Source organism: Lentzea sp. NPDC020367, assembly GCF_044387305.1.
Classification (GTDB): Bacteria; Actinomycetota; Actinomycetes; order Mycobacteriales; family Pseudonocardiaceae; genus Lentzea.
Genome location: NZ_JBIRVV010000005.1, coordinates 584978 through 600711 on the forward strand (window position 1 = coordinate 584978; position 15734 = coordinate 600711).

At 70.0% G+C, this 15734-nt stretch carries 14 protein-coding genes; 4 read left to right on the top strand and 10 right to left on the bottom strand.

The genetic code is table 11. From position 1 onward, the window contains the following. Positions 1-30: 30 nt before the first annotated feature. Positions 31-1305, bottom strand: a complete 1275-nt coding sequence (locus ACH413_RS24685) for a hypothetical protein (RefSeq protein WP_360045325.1) — start codon at positions 1303-1305, stop codon at positions 31-33. Positions 1306-1416: 111 nt separating this feature from the next. Here ACH413_RS24685 and ACH413_RS24690 point away from each other — a divergent pair, with 111 nt between their 5' ends. Further along, on the top strand, positions 1417-4827 hold the full coding sequence (locus ACH413_RS24690) for a hypothetical protein (RefSeq protein ID WP_360045327.1): 3411 nt from the start codon (positions 1417-1419) through the stop codon (positions 4825-4827). Here the strand turns inward: ACH413_RS24690 and ACH413_RS24695 are convergent. Continuing rightward, complete coding sequence (locus ACH413_RS24695) at positions 4824-5372, bottom strand: YbaK/EbsC family protein (RefSeq protein ID WP_360045329.1); 549 nt, start codon at positions 5370-5372, stop codon at positions 4824-4826. The genes ACH413_RS24690 and ACH413_RS24695 overlap by 4 nt on opposite strands. A 200-nt stretch (positions 5373-5572) precedes the next feature. On the opposite strand from ACH413_RS24695, the gene ACH413_RS24700 reads away from it, so the two are divergent. After that, positions 5573-6331: a MerR family transcriptional regulator gene (locus tag ACH413_RS24700; RefSeq protein WP_360045331.1), complete on the top strand. Its 759-nt coding sequence runs from the start codon at positions 5573-5575 to the stop codon at positions 6329-6331. Positions 6332-6359: 28 nt separating this feature from the next. Here ACH413_RS24700 and ACH413_RS24705 read toward each other — a convergent pair whose 3' ends face one another. The 5 genes from ACH413_RS24705 to ACH413_RS24725 all read right to left on the bottom strand — a co-directional run bounded on the left by ACH413_RS24705 (position 6360) and on the right by ACH413_RS24725 (position 9009). Further along, the gene (locus tag ACH413_RS24705; RefSeq protein WP_360045333.1) at positions 6360-6905 is read right to left on the bottom strand and encodes a type 1 glutamine amidotransferase domain-containing protein; all 546 of its coding nucleotides are present in this window, start codon (positions 6903-6905) and stop codon (positions 6360-6362) included. Positions 6906-6914: 9 nt separating this feature from the next. Next, entirely contained in the window at positions 6915-7571 is a 657-nt protein-coding gene (locus tag ACH413_RS24710) for an alpha/beta hydrolase (protein WP_360045468.1), read from the bottom strand. Further along, positions 7568-7861, bottom strand: a complete 294-nt coding sequence (locus ACH413_RS24715; protein ID WP_093605924.1) for a DUF2516 family protein — start codon at positions 7859-7861, stop codon at positions 7568-7570. Before ACH413_RS24715 ends, ACH413_RS24710 begins: the two co-directional genes overlap by 4 nt. A gap of 102 nt (positions 7862-7963) precedes the next feature. Continuing rightward, positions 7964-8626, bottom strand: a complete 663-nt coding sequence (locus ACH413_RS24720) for a hypothetical protein (protein WP_360045335.1) — start codon at positions 8624-8626, stop codon at positions 7964-7966. A gap of 5 nt (positions 8627-8631) precedes the next feature. Continuing rightward, a complete protein-coding gene (locus ACH413_RS24725) occupies positions 8632-9009 on the bottom strand; it encodes a helix-turn-helix domain-containing protein (RefSeq protein WP_030477927.1) in 378 nt (125 codons plus the stop codon). A 119-nt stretch (positions 9010-9128) separates the two neighbouring features. Between ACH413_RS24725 and ACH413_RS24730 the strand changes: the two genes are divergently transcribed. Then, complete coding sequence (locus tag ACH413_RS24730) at positions 9129-10196, top strand: methyltransferase domain-containing protein (protein WP_360045337.1); 1068 nt, start codon at positions 9129-9131, stop codon at positions 10194-10196. Positions 10197-10268: 72 nt separating this feature from the next. Further along, complete coding sequence (locus ACH413_RS24735) at positions 10269-12287, top strand: NACHT domain-containing protein (RefSeq protein ID WP_360045339.1); 2019 nt, start codon at positions 10269-10271, stop codon at positions 12285-12287. On the opposite strand, the gene ACH413_RS24740 is transcribed toward ACH413_RS24735, so the two are convergent. Genes ACH413_RS24740 through ACH413_RS24750 form a run of 3 tightly spaced genes read right to left on the bottom strand, consistent with a single transcriptional unit; the run spans position 12223 to position 15649 of the window. Beyond that, positions 12223-14457 (bottom strand): FtsX-like permease family protein, encoded by a 2235-nt coding sequence (locus ACH413_RS24740; protein ID WP_360045341.1) that lies wholly within the window; start codon positions 14455-14457, stop codon positions 12223-12225. The two genes, ACH413_RS24735 and ACH413_RS24740, sit on opposite strands and share 65 nt — an antisense overlap. Further along, entirely contained in the window at positions 14454-15128 is a 675-nt protein-coding gene (locus ACH413_RS24745) for an ABC transporter ATP-binding protein (protein WP_360045343.1), read from the bottom strand. The genes ACH413_RS24740 and ACH413_RS24745 overlap by 4 nt, the downstream gene beginning before the upstream one ends. Beyond that, a complete protein-coding gene (locus ACH413_RS24750) occupies positions 15125-15649 on the bottom strand; it encodes a PadR family transcriptional regulator (RefSeq protein ID WP_360045345.1) in 525 nt (174 codons plus the stop codon). The genes ACH413_RS24745 and ACH413_RS24750 overlap by 4 nt, the downstream gene beginning before the upstream one ends. Positions 15650-15734: the final 85 nt, after the last annotated feature.

Sequence of the window (15734 nt, forward strand, 5' to 3'; positions counted from 1 at the left end):
CGCCTCGGAGGAGGCGGAAGTCGAGTGGGCTCAGCCGATCTCGCTGAGCGGCACGGCGAAGATCGCTCGCCGGTCGATGAACGTGCTGCGGTCCTCGGTCCAGGCGTGCTCGGAGACCGTCCAGAGCTTTCCGGCGGTGATTCCCGGGCCGTGCTCGTGGTAGAGGTCCTCGCCGCCGATGGCCCAGCTGTTGGTGCTCGTGGCTCCGCCGAGGGAACCGAAGTGCATCCAGCTGTGCCTGCGGTTCGAGCTGCGGCCGAGGTAGTAGGTGCCCTTCCAGGTCTGGACGCCCTGGAGGTTGCTGCGCGGCACGGTCACCACGTCCTGCGGCACGGCCTTGCCGCTGGTCAGCGTGAGCTGCCGGGACGAGGCGTCGACGCGGTAGCGGACCACCCGGCCACCGTCGACGGCGGCGTCGGTGCTGCGCTCGTTGCGGTACTCGCCGACGACGAGCGTGTCCGGCGTGGAACTGCGGTCCAGCGACAACGACGAGAAGCACAGCTGGACGGCACTCGGCGTCTCGCACTCCGTCTGCACCGGCTGCCGGTACCAGCCGATCTGCGGCAGCACGTACTTGTAGTTGTAGGCGTAGTAGGTGCTGCCGCTCTTGCCGATGCTGTCCTGCGCGTCGGACACCTCGAGGAGGCGTTCGACGTCGAACACGCGCAGGCCGCCGGAGGTGTCGGCCACGTAGAGGTAGTGGCCGAGCCAGGCGAGCCCGCCGGCGTGGATCGGCACCGCCTTGTAGTTCGCGTTCGCGGTCGGCTCGACCAGCAGCACGTGCCGGTACTTGCGGTTCTTCATGTCGACGAACGAGATCCGCACGCCCTTGTCCGGGCCGGAGGCCTTGTAGTGCCAGCTGACGAGCAGGATGCGGTTCTCGCCCCACAGACCGTCGTCGTCCGCGTCCGACGAACCGGTGACGCCCTGGGGGATCCAGTAGTCGACCTTGCTGTCGCCGGGGTCCCAGCAGAACTTCTCGCTGCTGTGCAGGATCTGCCCGGACGTCAGCGGGTAGTCCGTCCGGTCGTAGTTCTCCGGGAGCGCGTGCTGCTGCGCGCTGTTGCAGGAGGCGATGTCCCGGTTCGCGTCGCGCAGCAGTGCGGCGACCGACGTCGTGGTGCCGACCGCGGTCTGCAGCTGCGCCGCGGACGACTCCAGACTCCAATCGGGCGTCAATGCGAACGCACCCGTTGGGCGGCTGTGGATTAGGTCGTCCGCCGCCTCTTGTGCCTGCACGGGCAACGCCGCACTCAGCGCGCCCGTCAACGCCAGTAGAAGTGCTGTGCGCCAGCGTCTGGTCATCATCGCTCCTGCTCAGCCCGAAGTCGTTGCGGCTTCAGGTTTAGAGCGGGCCGGGTTGATCAGGCAGTGACGCGGGTGCTGATCAATCAACTCAGATCAACTGGAGTCCGAGTGGGAAGACGAGAGCGGCCGATCGATCCCGAGGAAGGCCCGGTCCAGCGATTCGCCTGGGAGCTGCGGCAACTGAGAGAGAAGGCAGGCTCGCCGAACTACCGGACACTCGCCCTGCGCGCCCACTACTCCGCCACGGCGCTGTCGCAGGCCGCCGCGGGAGAACAGCTGCCGTCGCTCGCGGTGGCGCTCGCGTACGTCCAGGCCTGCGAAGGCGATGTGACCCAATGGGAGCAGCGCTGGCGTCAAGCCGCCACGGGCGAGAACGACTCGACGCCGTACCTCGGGCTCACGGCGTTCGGGATCGAGGACGCGGACCGGTTCTTCGGACGCGACGACCTCGCCGCGGACATCGCCGGCCGCATCCGGAGACAACGCGTCGTCGGCGTGTTCGGGCCGTCCGGATCGGGCAAGTCCTCGTTGGTCCACGCCGGGGTGCTGCCGGCCCTGACCGACTGGACCGTCCTCACCGCGACACCGACGACCTGGCGCGGCGGCCAGGCCGATCTCGTGGTGGTCGACCAGTTCGAGGAGTTGTTCACCCACTTCGACAGCGCGGTCGACCGGGAGGCGTTCGTCGCGTCGCTGTTCGACGGCGGCAACCGGGTGCTGCTCGCCGTGCGGGCCGACTTCCTCGGCCACTGCGCCACGGTGCCCGCGCTGGTGGACGCGTTGCGCGATGCCCAGGTTCTGGTCGGGCCGATGACCGACGACGAACTGCGGGCCGCCGTGGAACTACCGGCCTTGCGCGCAGGGCTGAAGGTGCAGCCGGACGTGCTCGCGGCCGTGATGGCCGACGTGCGCGGGCAGCCGGGCGCGCTGCCGTTGCTGTCCCACGCGCTGCTGGAAACGTGGCGAAGACGCGAGCGCGGCCGGCTGACCCTCGACGGTTATCGAGCGAGTGGCGGGGTCACCGGCGCCGTCGCCGCCACGGCCGAGAGCACCTACGCCGAGCTGTCCGTGCGCGGGCGATCCGTCGCACGCGCAGTGCTGCTCAGGCTCGTGCAGACCCACGACGACGTGAACGACCTGCGCCGCCGGGCCCCGCTCGACGAGGTGATGGCGGCGGGCAGGCCGACCGACACCGCGCACGTCGTGAACGTCCTCGCGAACGCACGGCTGATCGTCGTCGCGGACGGTGTCGTGGAGCTCGCGCACGAGGCGCTCGTGCGGGCGTGGCCCCGGTTGCGGCAGTGGATCGACGACGACCGGGAGGCGTTGCGGCTGCACCGCGACTTCACCACCGCCGCCGCGGCGTGGCAGTCGGCCGGCCGCGATCCCGGCGATCTCTACCGGGGTGTCCGGCTGGCCGCGATGCGCGAGCTGGCTGGCCGGATCGAGTGGCCGGTGTCGTCCAACGACCTGGAACGCGAGTTCCTGCAGGCGGCGGTGGACGAGGAGAGCGCTTCCAGGCAGGCGGCGGACCGGCAGTCCCGCCGGTTGCGCACGCTGGTGAAGTCACTGGCCGTGCTGACGGTGGCGTGCCTGGTGGTGACGTTCGTGGCCGTCGTGCAGGGCAACGCCGCGCTGAGAGAACAGCAGGTCGCCGAGTCACGTCAGATCGCGGTGCAGGCACAGGACCTCAGCGCGTCGTGGCCGGACGCGGCCGCGCGGCTGGCCGTGGACGCCTACCGCACGTCGGCGACCGCGGAAGCGCGCGGGGCGTTGCTCAGCACCGCGGCCTACAAGCCCGCACGGACGGTGTCGAAGGATCACCGCGGCCCGGTTCGCGCGGTCGCGTTCAGCGCGGACAGCTCGTTGTTCGCCACTGCGGGCGAAGACCACTCGGTGCTGCTGCGGTCGCCCTCTTCCGCTGCCGCGCCAGCGATTTTGACGCAGCACAACGGTCCCGTGCGGGCTCTCGCGTTCATGCCAGGCGGCACGACCCTGGTGTCCGCGGGTGACGACCGGCGAATCATCCTGTGGGACACCAGAACACACCTGCCGGTGCGGACCATCTCCCTCGACGCCGGGGTACGAGCTCTGGTGCTCTCAGCGGACGGAACGACCGCCGCAGTCGCAACAGCTGACGGCCTGATCTCCTCGTGGCGCACGGATGACTGGACGCGGACAGGCGTGGTCCTGCACGAACTGGGCGAGGTCCACGCGTTGGCGCTGAACGGATCCGTGCTCGCCGCAGGTGGTGAGAAGGGCACATTGGTGGTGGAGAACGGCGTCGCGCGCACGTTCACCGATCACGTCTCAGCCGTCCGCACGGTCGCGTTGAGCCCCGACGGCCGTGTGCTCGCGTCCGGCGGAGATGACTACCAGGTGGTGCTGCGGGTGCTGGCGACCGGCAAGACGTCCGGGCTGCGCAGGCACGTCGGCGGTGTGCACTCGGTGCAGTTCGACGCGACCGGCGCCAAGGTCGTGTCGACCAGCGACGACGGCAGCATCCGCTGGTGGACGGTGCCCGACGGCGGGTGGCTGACCGGGTTGATCACCCGCACGCACGCGTTCTACGTGGCGGCGCTCAGCCCGGACGGCAACTGGTTCGCGGCGGGCGGCGACGAGAGCGTGAGCCTCTGGAGCCTGCCGCTGCCACCGCTGACCGGGCACACGAGTCCGCCGGACGGCATCGCGCTCTCCCCGGACGGTGCGGTGCTGGCCACCGGCGGGCGCGACCGGATGGTCCTGCTGTGGAACCGCGAGGGCAGGCAGATCGGACGCATCGACGTGCCCGCGCATGTGACGGCGCTGGCGTTCCGGACCGCGACCGAGATCGTGGTCGCCGACATGCGCGGAGTGTTGTCGTCGTGGCGGACCGACGGCAGCGTCCTGCGCACCTGGCAGGGCCATCGTGGCGCGATCAAGAGCCTCGTCGTGTCGGGCGATCGGGCGGTGACCGGCGGTGCCGACGCCGCGGTCGTCGTGCAGGACCTGAACTCCGCCGAACCAGGCCGCGCGCTCCCCACCGGTCACTCGGGGCCGGTCAACACGGTGGCGTTGCTCGGCGACCTCGTGGTCTCGGGCGGAGCCGACGGCCGGGTGCTGCGGTGGTCCGGTGACCAGGTCGAGGTCGTCCGGGAGACCGGCCCCGCGGTGAAGTCGATCGCCGCCGTACCGGGTTCGGGCCTGCTGGTGGTGGGTGACGCGGGCGGGGAGGTCGCCCTGTGGGACCGCGACGGCAAGTCGCGCACGCTCGTCACCGGCAGGGGTGCCGTCGGAGCGGTCACCGCCAGCCTCGACGGCACGACCGTGGCGGCGGCCGCGAACGACAGCCTGATCACGTTGTGGCAGGTCGCCGACGGCACACAGGTCGCGACGCTGACCGGGCACACCGGCCCCGTCAACGCCGTGCTGTTCGACTCCGACGGCGACCTCACGTCGTCCGGCCCGGACCCGCGGGTGATCAGGTGGAACCTCGACCCGGACCAGGTGATCACCCGGCTGTGCGCGTCTGGTTGCTAGCGCGCCAGGTCGGGCAGCACCTCGGCGCCGGTGAGCTTCATCAGCACGTCGCCGGGGATGAGGATCTTGCTGCCCCGGATGCCGCTGCCCACGATCAGTTCGGGGGCGGCGGCCACCTCGGGCGAGACGAGGATCGGCCAGTCCGCGGGCACGCCGACGGGCGTGATGCCGCCGTACTCCATGCCGGTCAACGCCACGGCCTCGTCCATCGGCGCGAACGACGCCTTGCGCGCGTCGAGCCGCTTGCGGATGACGCCGTTCACGTCCGCACGCATGGTCGCGAGCACCATGCAGGCCGCATAACGGACGATGTCTCCGCGCTTGCCCGCGACGACCACGCAGTTCGCCGACGCTTCCAGCGGCGAGCCGTAGTGCGCGCAGAACTCGGCGGTGTCGGCGAGGGTCGGGTCGATCTCGGCCACGGCGACGCGGTCAGCGCCGTCCAGGGTCTTCAGCGCGGCCGCGACGGGTTCCGGCACGAGGTCGAGGCGCGACAGGACGGGGACGGGTTCCAACGATCCAGCGATGGTCCACACGGCGTCCATCCTGCCAGCGAGTTCGCGCTGGTCGTCCGGGCTCCCCTTCGTGTCAACCGCCGAAGGCGATTCGGCGCGAAGCGGAGGCCGGACGACCAGCTTCCAGGCGAACTCGCCGCCGTCTGCGGAGCAGCGGCCGACAAGCACTGTTTGACTTTGACGCAACGTCAACCTCTACCTTCGATTTCAGAGCGCGAAGGGAGAACCGAATGGCCTGGTCGATCGCCCAGGTGGCCCGGATGTCGAAGGTGACGTCCAGGACGCTGCGGCACTACGACTCGATCGGGCTGCTGCCGCCAGCCTGGATCGGCGACAACGGATACCGCTACTACGAGAAGGAACAGGTGCACCGCCTGCAGCAGATCCTGCTGCTGCGCGACCTGGGTCTGGGCCTCGACGTGGTGGCGAAGATGTTGGACGGCACTGACCAGCTGACGGTCCTGCGCAACCACCACCGGTGGCTGCGGGAGGAGCAGAAGCGGCTGGACCGGCTGGCGGGCACCGTCGCGCGCACCATCGCGGAACTGGAAGGAGGGGACGAAGTGAAGATCGAAGAGTTGTTCGACGGCATCGACGCGAAGACGCAGGAGCGGCACGAGGCCGAACTCGTCGAGCGCTACGGCGAGAGTGCCCGTGAGCACATCGCCGAGAGCCGCGCGAAGATGAAGGGCTGGACGCGCACCGACGCGGACCAGTTCATGGCCGAGTGGCGGGACGTCGCGCAGAAGCTCGGTGCCCTGTACACGGCGGGCACGGCGATCGACGCTCCGGAAACGCAGGAGCAGATCGACCGCCACTACCGCTGGATCTGCCTGAGCTGGACGCCCAACCGGGAGTCCTACCAGGGCCTCGGCGACCTCTACGTCGACTCGGACGAGTTCCGGGTCAACTTCGAGGTCGACGGCGGCGGCAACATGGCCGAGTGGATTCGTGACGCCATGAAGCACTACGCCGAGACGCGCCTCTAGGAACGATGCGGGAGCTGCAGATCCCGCATCACAGGCCGAATGCGCTCAAGGCCGCCCGGTTGAACGCCGGCAGGTCGTCGGGATTGCGGGACGTCACGAGCGTCCACCCGTTCATGTCGCACACCCGGACCTCCTCGTCGGCCCAGTCGCCGCCCGCGTTGCGGATGTCGGTCTGCAGGCTCGGGAACGAGGTCAGCATCTTGCCGCGCACCACGTTCGCCTCGACCAGCAACCACGGCCCGTGGCAGATCGCCGCGATCGGCTTGCCGGCGGCGACCAGCGCGTGGATCAGCTCGACGGCGTCGTTGTCCATGCGCAGCAAGTCGCTGTTGGCCACACCGCCCGGGATCACCGCACCGTCGTAGTCGTCCGCGGACGCGTCGGCGAAGGTCGTGTCGACGGGGAACGCGTCGGCGGGCGTCAGGTGGTTGAACCCGCGGACCTCACCGAGCTTCGGCGCGATGAGGCGCGGCACTCCGCCGGCCTTCTCGACGTGCGCCCACGGATCGGTGAGCTCGATCTGCTCGATGCCCTCTTGAGCGACGAGGAACGCGATCTTCTTCTGTTCAGCCATGCACTTCGGCTACCCGGCGAAGAAGGAGACCAACCGGTGCCGGATCTCGGTGCGGTGGGTGATCATCGGCGAGGGCGAGTCGATCAGCCACAGCTCACCGCGGGGAAACGCGGCGGCCGTCGCCTTGGCCACGTCCTCAGGGTGCAACGGGTCCCCGACAGCCCCGATGACCAGCACCGGAGTCGACACGGCGGCCAACGCGGAGGCGTCAGGAACAGCCACCTGACCCGGCAACTGCTCGGCCGCGGCCTCCAGGCGCCGCAACGCGGCCCGCCGCTCGGCGACGTAGATGGGCGGCCCGACCGTCAGATCCGACAGCTGCTGCAACGTGATCGGCTGCCGAGGCTGGTCCAGCACCGCGGGCAGCAGCAGGGCCACCCGCTGAAAACGATCGGGTTCGAGGGACATCAGCCGCACCAGCGCACCGGCGCCGAGCGAGACACCGACGGCGTTGTCTGCCGGAACGGTGCCCAGATCGGCCGCGATCCGGCCGTAGTCCCAGTAGCCGGCAGGAGCGTCGGGCGCGTCACCGTGGGACGGCAGCGTCACCACGACGCGGGTTCCGGGCAGCCCGGAGGCGGGGATGCGCGCCTCACCGGGCGTGGCGCCGAGCCCGTGGGCGACCAGCGTCACCGGTGAGCCGGAGCCGTACGAGTGGGTGATCACCAACGAGGGCCGCGCTGGACCTCGATCAGCTTCGGGCGCACGTCCACCATGTACACCAGCACCGCGATGAGACCGGCCAGCCAGAAGATCGACCCGACCCCACCGGGTCCGAACAGCAGCAACGCCGCCGTTCCTCCGCCGGTGATACCCATCCAGGCGGGCTTGGTCATGCGCTCGATCGCGGTGTACGCGTCCGGGCGCTGACTCAGTGCGTGGAAGAACGCGAACAGGCCGAAGATGCTGAACCCCAGGTCGGCGAAGAAGTACACGATGCCGTCGAGGTTCCAGATGCTGAAGATCGGCACGTAGAACACGCACCCAGACTACGTGGACGTACGACGGGAGGGGAGCAGCCCTGTCGGACTGCTCCCCTCCCGGAGAAATTCACAGACTCACTTGGCGGTGTTCGGGGTGGTCTTCTTCGCCGCGGTCGTCGTGGTGGTGCGGGTCGTCGTCGCCGGCTTGCGCGGCGCCGTGCGGTTCGCGGTCTTGCGGGCGGTGCTGCGCACCTCGTGCGCGGCCTCGCCACCGGCCTCGACGATCTCCTCGGCCAGCTTCTCGGCGGCGTCCTCGACCTCGAGGGCGACCTTCTCGCCGACCGAACGGGTGCGGCGGGTGACCTTGCCGAGGACGTCGTCCGCGATGACGCGGGCGTCGGCGGCAGCGGACTCGGCGCGCTTCTGCGCGGCCTCGACGGCCTGCTCGACCTGCTCCACGGCCTGCTTGACCTGCGGCTGGGACTTGATCTGCTCCAGCGTCTGCTCGCCCTGGTCGGCGAGGTAGGTGTACAGGTTCACCGCGGAGGCGGTGTAGGCGTCGACCAGCTTCTTGAGCTCGGCCGGCTGCAGCTTGTCGCGCAGGTCGTTCAGCTCGGTCGGGAGGTCCTTGGCCTGGGTGCGGGCCTCTTCGGCGCGCTCCTTGGCCTTGGTCAGGGCCTCGACGACGGCCTTCGCGGCGAGGTCACCGGCACCGAGCGCGGCGAGCAGCGCCTGGCGTGCGGCGTGGGCGCCCTGCTCGGCGGCCTTGCGAACGTCGTCCTGGGTGAGCTTCGGCATGGAGATCAGTCCTCCTTGTTGGTGGCGGTGTTCTCCCGCCGGAAAGATTCGTAAACGTCGAGCAGCACCTGCTTCTGCCGCTCGGTCAGATCGGTCGCGGCGACGATGGCGTCCGCCAACGCACCGCCTTCGCGCTGCTGGAGGATCCCGGCCTCGACGTAGAGCACTTCGGCCGAGATGCGCAGCCCCTTGGCGATCTGCTGAAGGATCTCCGCGCTGGGCTTGCGCAGTCCTCGCTCGATCTGGCTGAGGTATGGGTTGGAGACACCCGCCTGCTTCGCCAGTTCCCGCAAGGAGATCTTGGCGGTGTTGCGCTGCTCGCGGATGTACTCACCGATGTTGCGGCCGAGGTCCGCGACTGCTTTGTCGATGGACTTGTCCACTGTTCCCACTTCCCGTTCCTCGTGCCACCAACCACGTTAGCGACGAGTGCTAGCTGTTGCAAGCACCCTGCTAGCAATCGCTGCGTGTGCTCCGCCACAGGGATACCGTGGGAGGCGACATGGACGGCGCCGGGGCGTTGCGAGCCGAGCTGACGGATCACCTGCTCGGTGACGGTGTGCTGCGCGATTCCAAGTGGCTCAAGGCTTTCGGCGCCGTTCCCCGGCACGAGTTCCTGCCGCGGTTCTACCGCCAGCTGCACACCGGCGACTGGGAACGGGTCACCGCGCGCCACCCGGACTGGCTCGAACTGGTCTACGCCGACCGGGTGTGGGTTACCCAGTTCGACGGCGACGACACCGTGAGCGGCGGCACACCGACCTGCTCGTCGAGCATGCCCACGATCATGGCGATCATGCTGGAGGCACTGGACGTCCACAACGGACAGTCGGTGCTCGAGGTCGGGACGGGCACCGGCTACAACGCGGCGCTTCTGTGCCACGCCGTGGGTTCCGGCAACGTGACCACGATCGACGTCGACCCGAACATCTCGCGACGAGCACGCGAACGACTGCACGGCAACGGTTTCTTCCCCACCTGCGTGACGGGCGACGGCGCGCTGGGCCACCCCGGCCGTGCACCGTACGACCGCTTGCTGGCGACCTGCTCCGTCTCGACCATCCCGCCGGCCTGGCTGGAGCAGACGAGGCGGGGCGGCCTGGTGGTGACGACGTTGCACCGCCCCATCGGCGCAGGGCTGGTGCTGATCGCGTCCAACGGCGACGGCACCGGCGAAGGACGCGTGCTCACCGAGGACGGGCGCTTCATGCCGTTGCGCGCGCACGCACGCCCACCGGCGCTAGCTGGAGCAGGCACGTTCGACCGCCGTACCACCACGTTGAAGCTGAACTCCGTCATCGACCCGGCCAGTCCGTTCGAGTTCTTCGCGGGCATCGCGTTGCCGGAGGTGGCAGCAGGCCGCGACTGGTTGGCCCATTCGGACGGATCCTGGGTGCACCACCACGGTTCGCACGTCGACCAGGGCGGCCCGCGCCGGCTGTGGGATCTCGCGGAACAAGCCCTCGTCGACTGGAACGACCTGGGCAAACCGCGCCGCAGCCAGTTCGGGATCACGATCGGCGACGACGGCCAGCACCTGACGCTGGGCGATCTCCGCTGGCATCTGTGATCAACAACTGAACGTCACGACACGGGTCACTGAATCGACTACGGGCGGATGCGGTGCGTCATGATGCCTCGCATGTCCAGATTCCGTCAGCAGGCGCTGCTGGCCGGGTGCGTGCTGACCGCTCTGCTCACCGCGGCCGGGCTGTTCGTGACCGACCACGGCATCCATCCGCACCTGTGGCTGATCGTGCTCGCGCTGGCGTTCCTGGGCTTTCTGGCTTTGCTCGACCCGTGGGTCCGGCGCAGGCACAACGCGGCGCTCAGCACCGACGAGCACCTCGACGCGGCGTGCCGGGCGCTCGCCATCGGCCTGCAGTCGCAGTGGAACGAGGAGGTCCGCTCCCGCGGCCTCACCGACCCGGACGTGCTCGACCTGCACTGGATCGCCCCCGAGCTGGACGTCAGCGACGAGCCGGACGCGCCGCCAGGACGCAGCGACGCCGTGGTGGGCGCGTTCGAACGGCAGATCCACCGCCGGATGGTGATCATCGGCGAGGCCGGCACCGGCAAGTCGACGGTCGCGATGCTGCTGACGTGCGGCCTGCTGGACCGCTACGACGGCGGCATGGTGCCGGTGCTGCTGCCTCTGTCGACGTGGAACCCGGCGGTCGAGGACGTCCGCACGTGGCTCACGCGCAGGCTGTACGAGGACCATCCGGCGTTGCGCAACACCGAGCTGTACGGCAGCTACGCCGGTGACCTCCTGGTCGAGCAGCACCTGGTCCTGCCGGTGCTCGACGGCCTCGACGACATCCCCGCCCACCAGCGCGCGGACGCTCTCGTGCGGATCTCGAAGGCGTTCGGCGCGAACCGGCCGCTGGTGCTGACCTGCCGCACGGCCGAGTTCGCCCAGGCCGTGCACCTCGCCGGTCCGCTGCCCGGCGCCGACGTCGTCGAACTGGCCCCGCTCGACCTGGACGAGGTCGCCGCCTACCTGCGGGCGAGCGCCGACAGCTGGGGCGCGGCGCGCTGGGAGCCGGTGTTCATCCAGCTGCGCGAGGAACCGGACGGCAGGCTCGCGGACGCGTTGTCCACGCCGCTGACCATGTGGCTGGCCAGCATCGTCTACTCCGACAGCGAGGCGGAGCCGACCGAACTGCTCGACCGCGGCCGTTTCCCGGACGCGCGGGCGATCTCCGACCACCTCTGCGACGAACTGGTGTCGCGCGCGTTCGGCAACAGGGCGTTCGCGCACCACGCCAGGGCCACGCAGGTCTGGCCACGCGACAGGGCCCGCAAGTGGCTCGAGTTCCTGGCGCACGAGATGCGCGACCGCGGCATCCGCGAACTGGCCTGGTGGGAGCTGCGCCGCTCGGTCGGCAGCACGTGGCTCGCGGTGCTCGGCGCGCTGGTGCTGGGCGCGATCGGCGGGTTCGGCGTCGGCTGGCTGATGGCGTACTCGATCACGCCGTCGCTCGCCCCGATCACCGGTCTGGTCGCGGGCATCGGCGTCGGCGCGGCGGCGCTGACCGCGTCCCACGAACGCAAGGCCAAGCCGCGCCTGGGGATCTGGCGCAGTCTGCTGCTCGTGCCCGGCGTGCTCGGACTCGCCGCCGGACTCGTTTTCGGTGCGCTGTACGGACTTTCGGCCGGACTCGTCGTCGGCCTGGGGCTCGCCGTGGCGATCGCGCTGCGGTTCGCGTTGACGAGCGCGGCCGAGCTGTCGCAGGCCTCCAGTCCTCAGTGGACGATGTCCCGCGACCGGATCGCGGTGTGGACCGGATCTCTGGTGCTGGCCGTGGTGTTCGGGTCGGCGGCGGCGCTGGTGTTCGGCCCCGGCCAGACCGGCATGGTCGGGCTGGGGCTCGCTTCCGGGCTGATGCTCGGGTTCGCGCTGGCCGTGCTGCACCTGCGCTGGTGGTGGTTCACCGTCGCGCGGATCTGGTTGGCGTTGCGCGGAAAGTTGCCCTGGGAGCTGATGGTGTTCCTGGAGGACTCGCGCAAGCTCGGCGTGCTCTGCCGGGCGGGAGCCTGCTACCAGTTCCGGCACGGACTGGTGCAGGACCGCCTGGCAGAGCACGAGGCGACTACTCGCTCTGCAACCCCAGTGCTCCGGTCGCCTTTCTCAGCGAGGGCAACGTCAGAGCAGTGACCGCGAGGACCAGCGCCATCGACGCGCCGGTGAGCGCGGCGATGCCGGTCCAGTCGTAGGCCACCTCGGCGTTGAACACCCGTGTGACCATCACGCCGAGTCCGATGCCGGTGCCGACCGCGATGACCGTGGACAGCACCAGCGGCACGCCGTTCTGCCACAGCAGTGACCTCGCGAGCGTGCCGCGCGGCACCCCGGTCGCCGCCAGCACGGCGAGCGGGCGGCGCCGTTCCCTGACCTGCTCCAGCGCCATGACCAGCAGCGACGCCCCGGCCAGCAGCAACGTCAGCACCGCGCCCGCGAGCAGCGCCCTGCGGATCGAGGCGAAGATCAACTCGACCTCGGCGGTGTCGTCCTGGCCGATGAAGTACGCGTGGACCCGCCAGCCGTACCCGGCGATGGAGTTGCGCATGTGCTCGGCGGCGTCCGGCACCGCGAGGTCGAGCTCGGCCTGCAACTGGGGCCGGTTGCCGGTGAGGTCGAGGCCCTTCGCCGCGGCAGGGGTGAGGTAGATGCCGGGCATGGTGCCGGGGACCTCCTGCAGCGCGGGCAGGGTCCAGGCGCTGTTGTCCATGGTCATCACCACGTCGCCGGACTTGGCCTCAGCGATGTCCCGGGCGAACCGCACCAGGTAGGCCTTGCCGTCGACGCAGTCCGTGGCGTCCGCCTGTGCTTTCAGCGCCGCACAGGTGCCGATGGAGACCATCGTGTTGCGGCTGCCCGACTGGGTCACGAAGACGCGGTCGAGCACGTGCACGGCCCGCACACCCTTGCTGGCGGCCACCGCTTCGTTCAGGCCGGCGGTGTCAATGTCGTCCTTGGGCGTCAGGGAGACGAAGTTGTGGGTCGCGTCCCGCTTCTCCTCGGAGACGACGTCCTTCTCCACGCTCGCGAGGATGACCTGCAGCGTCACCGTGCCGGCGAGCACCACGGCCACACCACCGACGACCCGCGCCGCCGTGCCCGCGTCGAGCTGCAACCGGCGCACCGCCAGCTGCAGCGCCGGGGTCGCACCGCGCATCCAGTTCACGACCCGCTCCACCAGCCACGGCAGCAGCACCGGGATGCCCAGCATCAGCAGCACCACGCCGGCGATGACGACGACCTGGAACGTCGAGCCCTTCTCGCCGGTGTCGCCGAACTGGCTGGCCAGCAGGGCGATTCCGCCGCCCGCGGGCACCAGGCGCCACCACAGCCTGCGCCGGACCGGCTTCTGGTACCGGACCACGCCGAGCGGTTCGATGATCGTGCGCCGCATGGCGAACAACGACGTGAGGACCGCGAGCACCGGCACGGCCACGAGCACCACCGCCGTGAGCGACGGGGTGGGCATCAGGTCACCGGGGTACAGCGCCAGCTCGGGAACGGGAACGTCGTCGGCCAGCGGTCGGACCGCGAAGAAGAACCCGACGCCGAACACGAGCCCGGTCAGCGCGCCGACCAGCGTCTCGCCGGACGCGATCAGCCGCACCCGGCCCGCCGCCGCGCCGACCAGCCGCAACGCCGCGAGCCTGCGGTCGCGCTGGGCCGCGGCGAGCCTGGTGGCGACGCTGACGAACACCAGCACCGGGAACAGCAGCACGACGATGCCGACGAGGCTGAGCATCCACAGCACCGGGTCCATCCCCAGGCGCTCGTACATCTTCCCGTAGCCGTACACGGCGACGCCGGAGTCGTCCGGGATCGTGCTGTCGCCCGCGTAGAACTTCAGGTCGTGCGGCCCGATCAGACCGGCCGCGCCGATCGTGCCGATCACCTTCTGCGGGAACCGGGGCCGCAGCAGCTCGCCGTCCGGCGACGCGAGCAACTCCGCGAGGGCGGGCGACACGACGATCTCGCCGTCCCGCGGCAGCCGTTCGAGGCCCGGAGGCACGGGGGCGTCCGGCGTGCGCGCCTTGAGGAACGTGCCGGGAATGTCCTGCGAGCGGAAGTGGACGTACATCTCCTCCGCCTGGATCGGGGCCGGTCCGTCGCGGTCGGTCATCATGGTGCGCGCGTCACCGCGGTCGTCCCGCACGTCCAGCGCGTTCGGCACCGCGGCGGCGAGCAACAGCATCGCCACGCACAGACCGATGCCGACGCCCTGCAGCAGGAGCCTGCCCCACGACTTCCGGCTGCCCCCGACAGCCAGCCGGACGCCGAGCGCCAGATCGTTGATCACCTGTTTCACCGGGCGAACTCCACGTCCCTGGCCTTGCCGTCGCGCACCACGACCTCGCGGTCGGAGTAGGCGGCGACGCGGGCCTCGTGCGTCACCAGCACGACCGCGGCGCCGGTCTCCCGCGCGGCCGTCGTGAGCAGGTGCATGACCCGTTCGCCGTTGAGCGAGTCGAGCGCGCCGGTCGGTTCGTCGGCGAAGATCACCTTCGGTCCGGTGACCAGCGCACGGGCGATCGCGACCCGCTGGCCCTGACCACCGGACGTCTCGCCGGGTCGCTGGTCCGCGACACCGTCGACCTCCAGCTTGGCCATCCACTCCTTCGCGGCGTTCTCGGCGTCCCTGCGCTTCACGCCGCTGAGCCTCATCGGCAGCGCGACGTTCTCCAGGCAGGTCAGCTCCGGCACGAGCTGACCGAACTGGAAGACGAACCCGAACTCGGTGCGCCGCAGCTCGCTGCGTTCCCGGTCGGACATCGAGGTGAGCTCGCGGTCGCCGTAGCGGACCACGCCGGAGTCCGGCGCCAGGATGCCCGCGACGCAGTGCAGCAGGGTGGACTTGCCGGAGCCGGAGGGCCCCATCACCGCGACGATCTCGCCCGCGCGGACGGTCAGACCCGCGCCCTCGAGCGCGTGCGTCCTGCCGAACGACTTGTGCAGGTCCTCGGCCCTCAGAAGACTCATTTGCCGACCTCCTGGGCCAGTCTGTCGAGGCGCGCCGCGGTCAGTTCGAGCCACCGCAGGTCGGCCTCGAGGTGGAACAGGGCGAAGTCGCAGATCAGCTGGTCGGCCAGGTCGCCGTCCGCCTTGCGCTTGGTCAGGTCGCGCATCGTGGTGAGGTGCGCGGAGCGTTGGGTGTCGAGCACCTCGGTCGCGCTGCGGCCGGACAGCAGGGCCAGCACGACCTTCGCGTAGAGGGTGTTCTGCAGGTACGGCTCCGGCTTCTCCGGCGTGCCGAGCCAGCGTTCGACATCGGTGACGCCGGCGTCCGTGATCGCGTACCGCTTGCGCTCCGGACCGTCGCCCGCCTCCACGCCCGCCTCGCTCACGAGGCCGTTCTTCAGCAGCCTCGACAGGGTCGAGTACACCTGTCCGTAGTGCAGCGGCCGGTCGTGCCCGAAGCGCTCGTCGTAGGCGCGCTTGAGGTCGTATCCATGCCTTGGACCGCCCTCTAGCAGCCCCAACAGTGCGTGTCCGATCGACATGAGGAGCACTATACACACGATGTATACACCCGGTGTATTCATCAGATGCCCTGACGGGCAACCGCCGTGGCGCCTACAGTGGTGG

Excerpts from the sequence above, each read along its gene's own strand:
- ACH413_RS24685 (WP_360045325.1), bottom strand. The coding sequence starts at position 1,305 with ATGACCAGACGCTGGCGCACAGCACTTCTACTGGCGTTGACGGGCGCG.
- ACH413_RS24695 (WP_360045329.1), bottom strand. The coding sequence starts at position 5,372 with ATGGACGCCGTGTGGACCATCGCTGGATCGTTGGAACCCGTCCCCGTC.
- ACH413_RS24700 (WP_360045331.1), top strand. The coding sequence starts at position 5,573 with ATGGCCTGGTCGATCGCCCAGGTGGCCCGGATGTCGAAGGTGACGTCC.
- ACH413_RS24705 (WP_360045333.1), bottom strand. The coding sequence starts at position 6,905 with ATGGCTGAACAGAAGAAGATCGCGTTCCTCGTCGCTCAAGAGGGCATC.
- ACH413_RS24720 (WP_360045335.1), bottom strand. The coding sequence starts at position 8,626 with ATGCCGAAGCTCACCCAGGACGACGTTCGCAAGGCCGCCGAGCAGGGC.
- ACH413_RS24730 (WP_360045337.1), top strand. The coding sequence starts at position 9,129 with ATGGACGGCGCCGGGGCGTTGCGAGCCGAGCTGACGGATCACCTGCTC.
- ACH413_RS24735 (WP_360045339.1), top strand. The coding sequence starts at position 10,269 with ATGTCCAGATTCCGTCAGCAGGCGCTGCTGGCCGGGTGCGTGCTGACC.
- ACH413_RS24745 (WP_360045343.1), bottom strand. The coding sequence starts at position 15,128 with ATGAGTCTTCTGAGGGCCGAGGACCTGCACAAGTCGTTCGGCAGGACG.
- ACH413_RS24750 (WP_360045345.1), bottom strand. The coding sequence starts at position 15,649 with ATGTCGATCGGACACGCACTGTTGGGGCTGCTAGAGGGCGGTCCAAGG.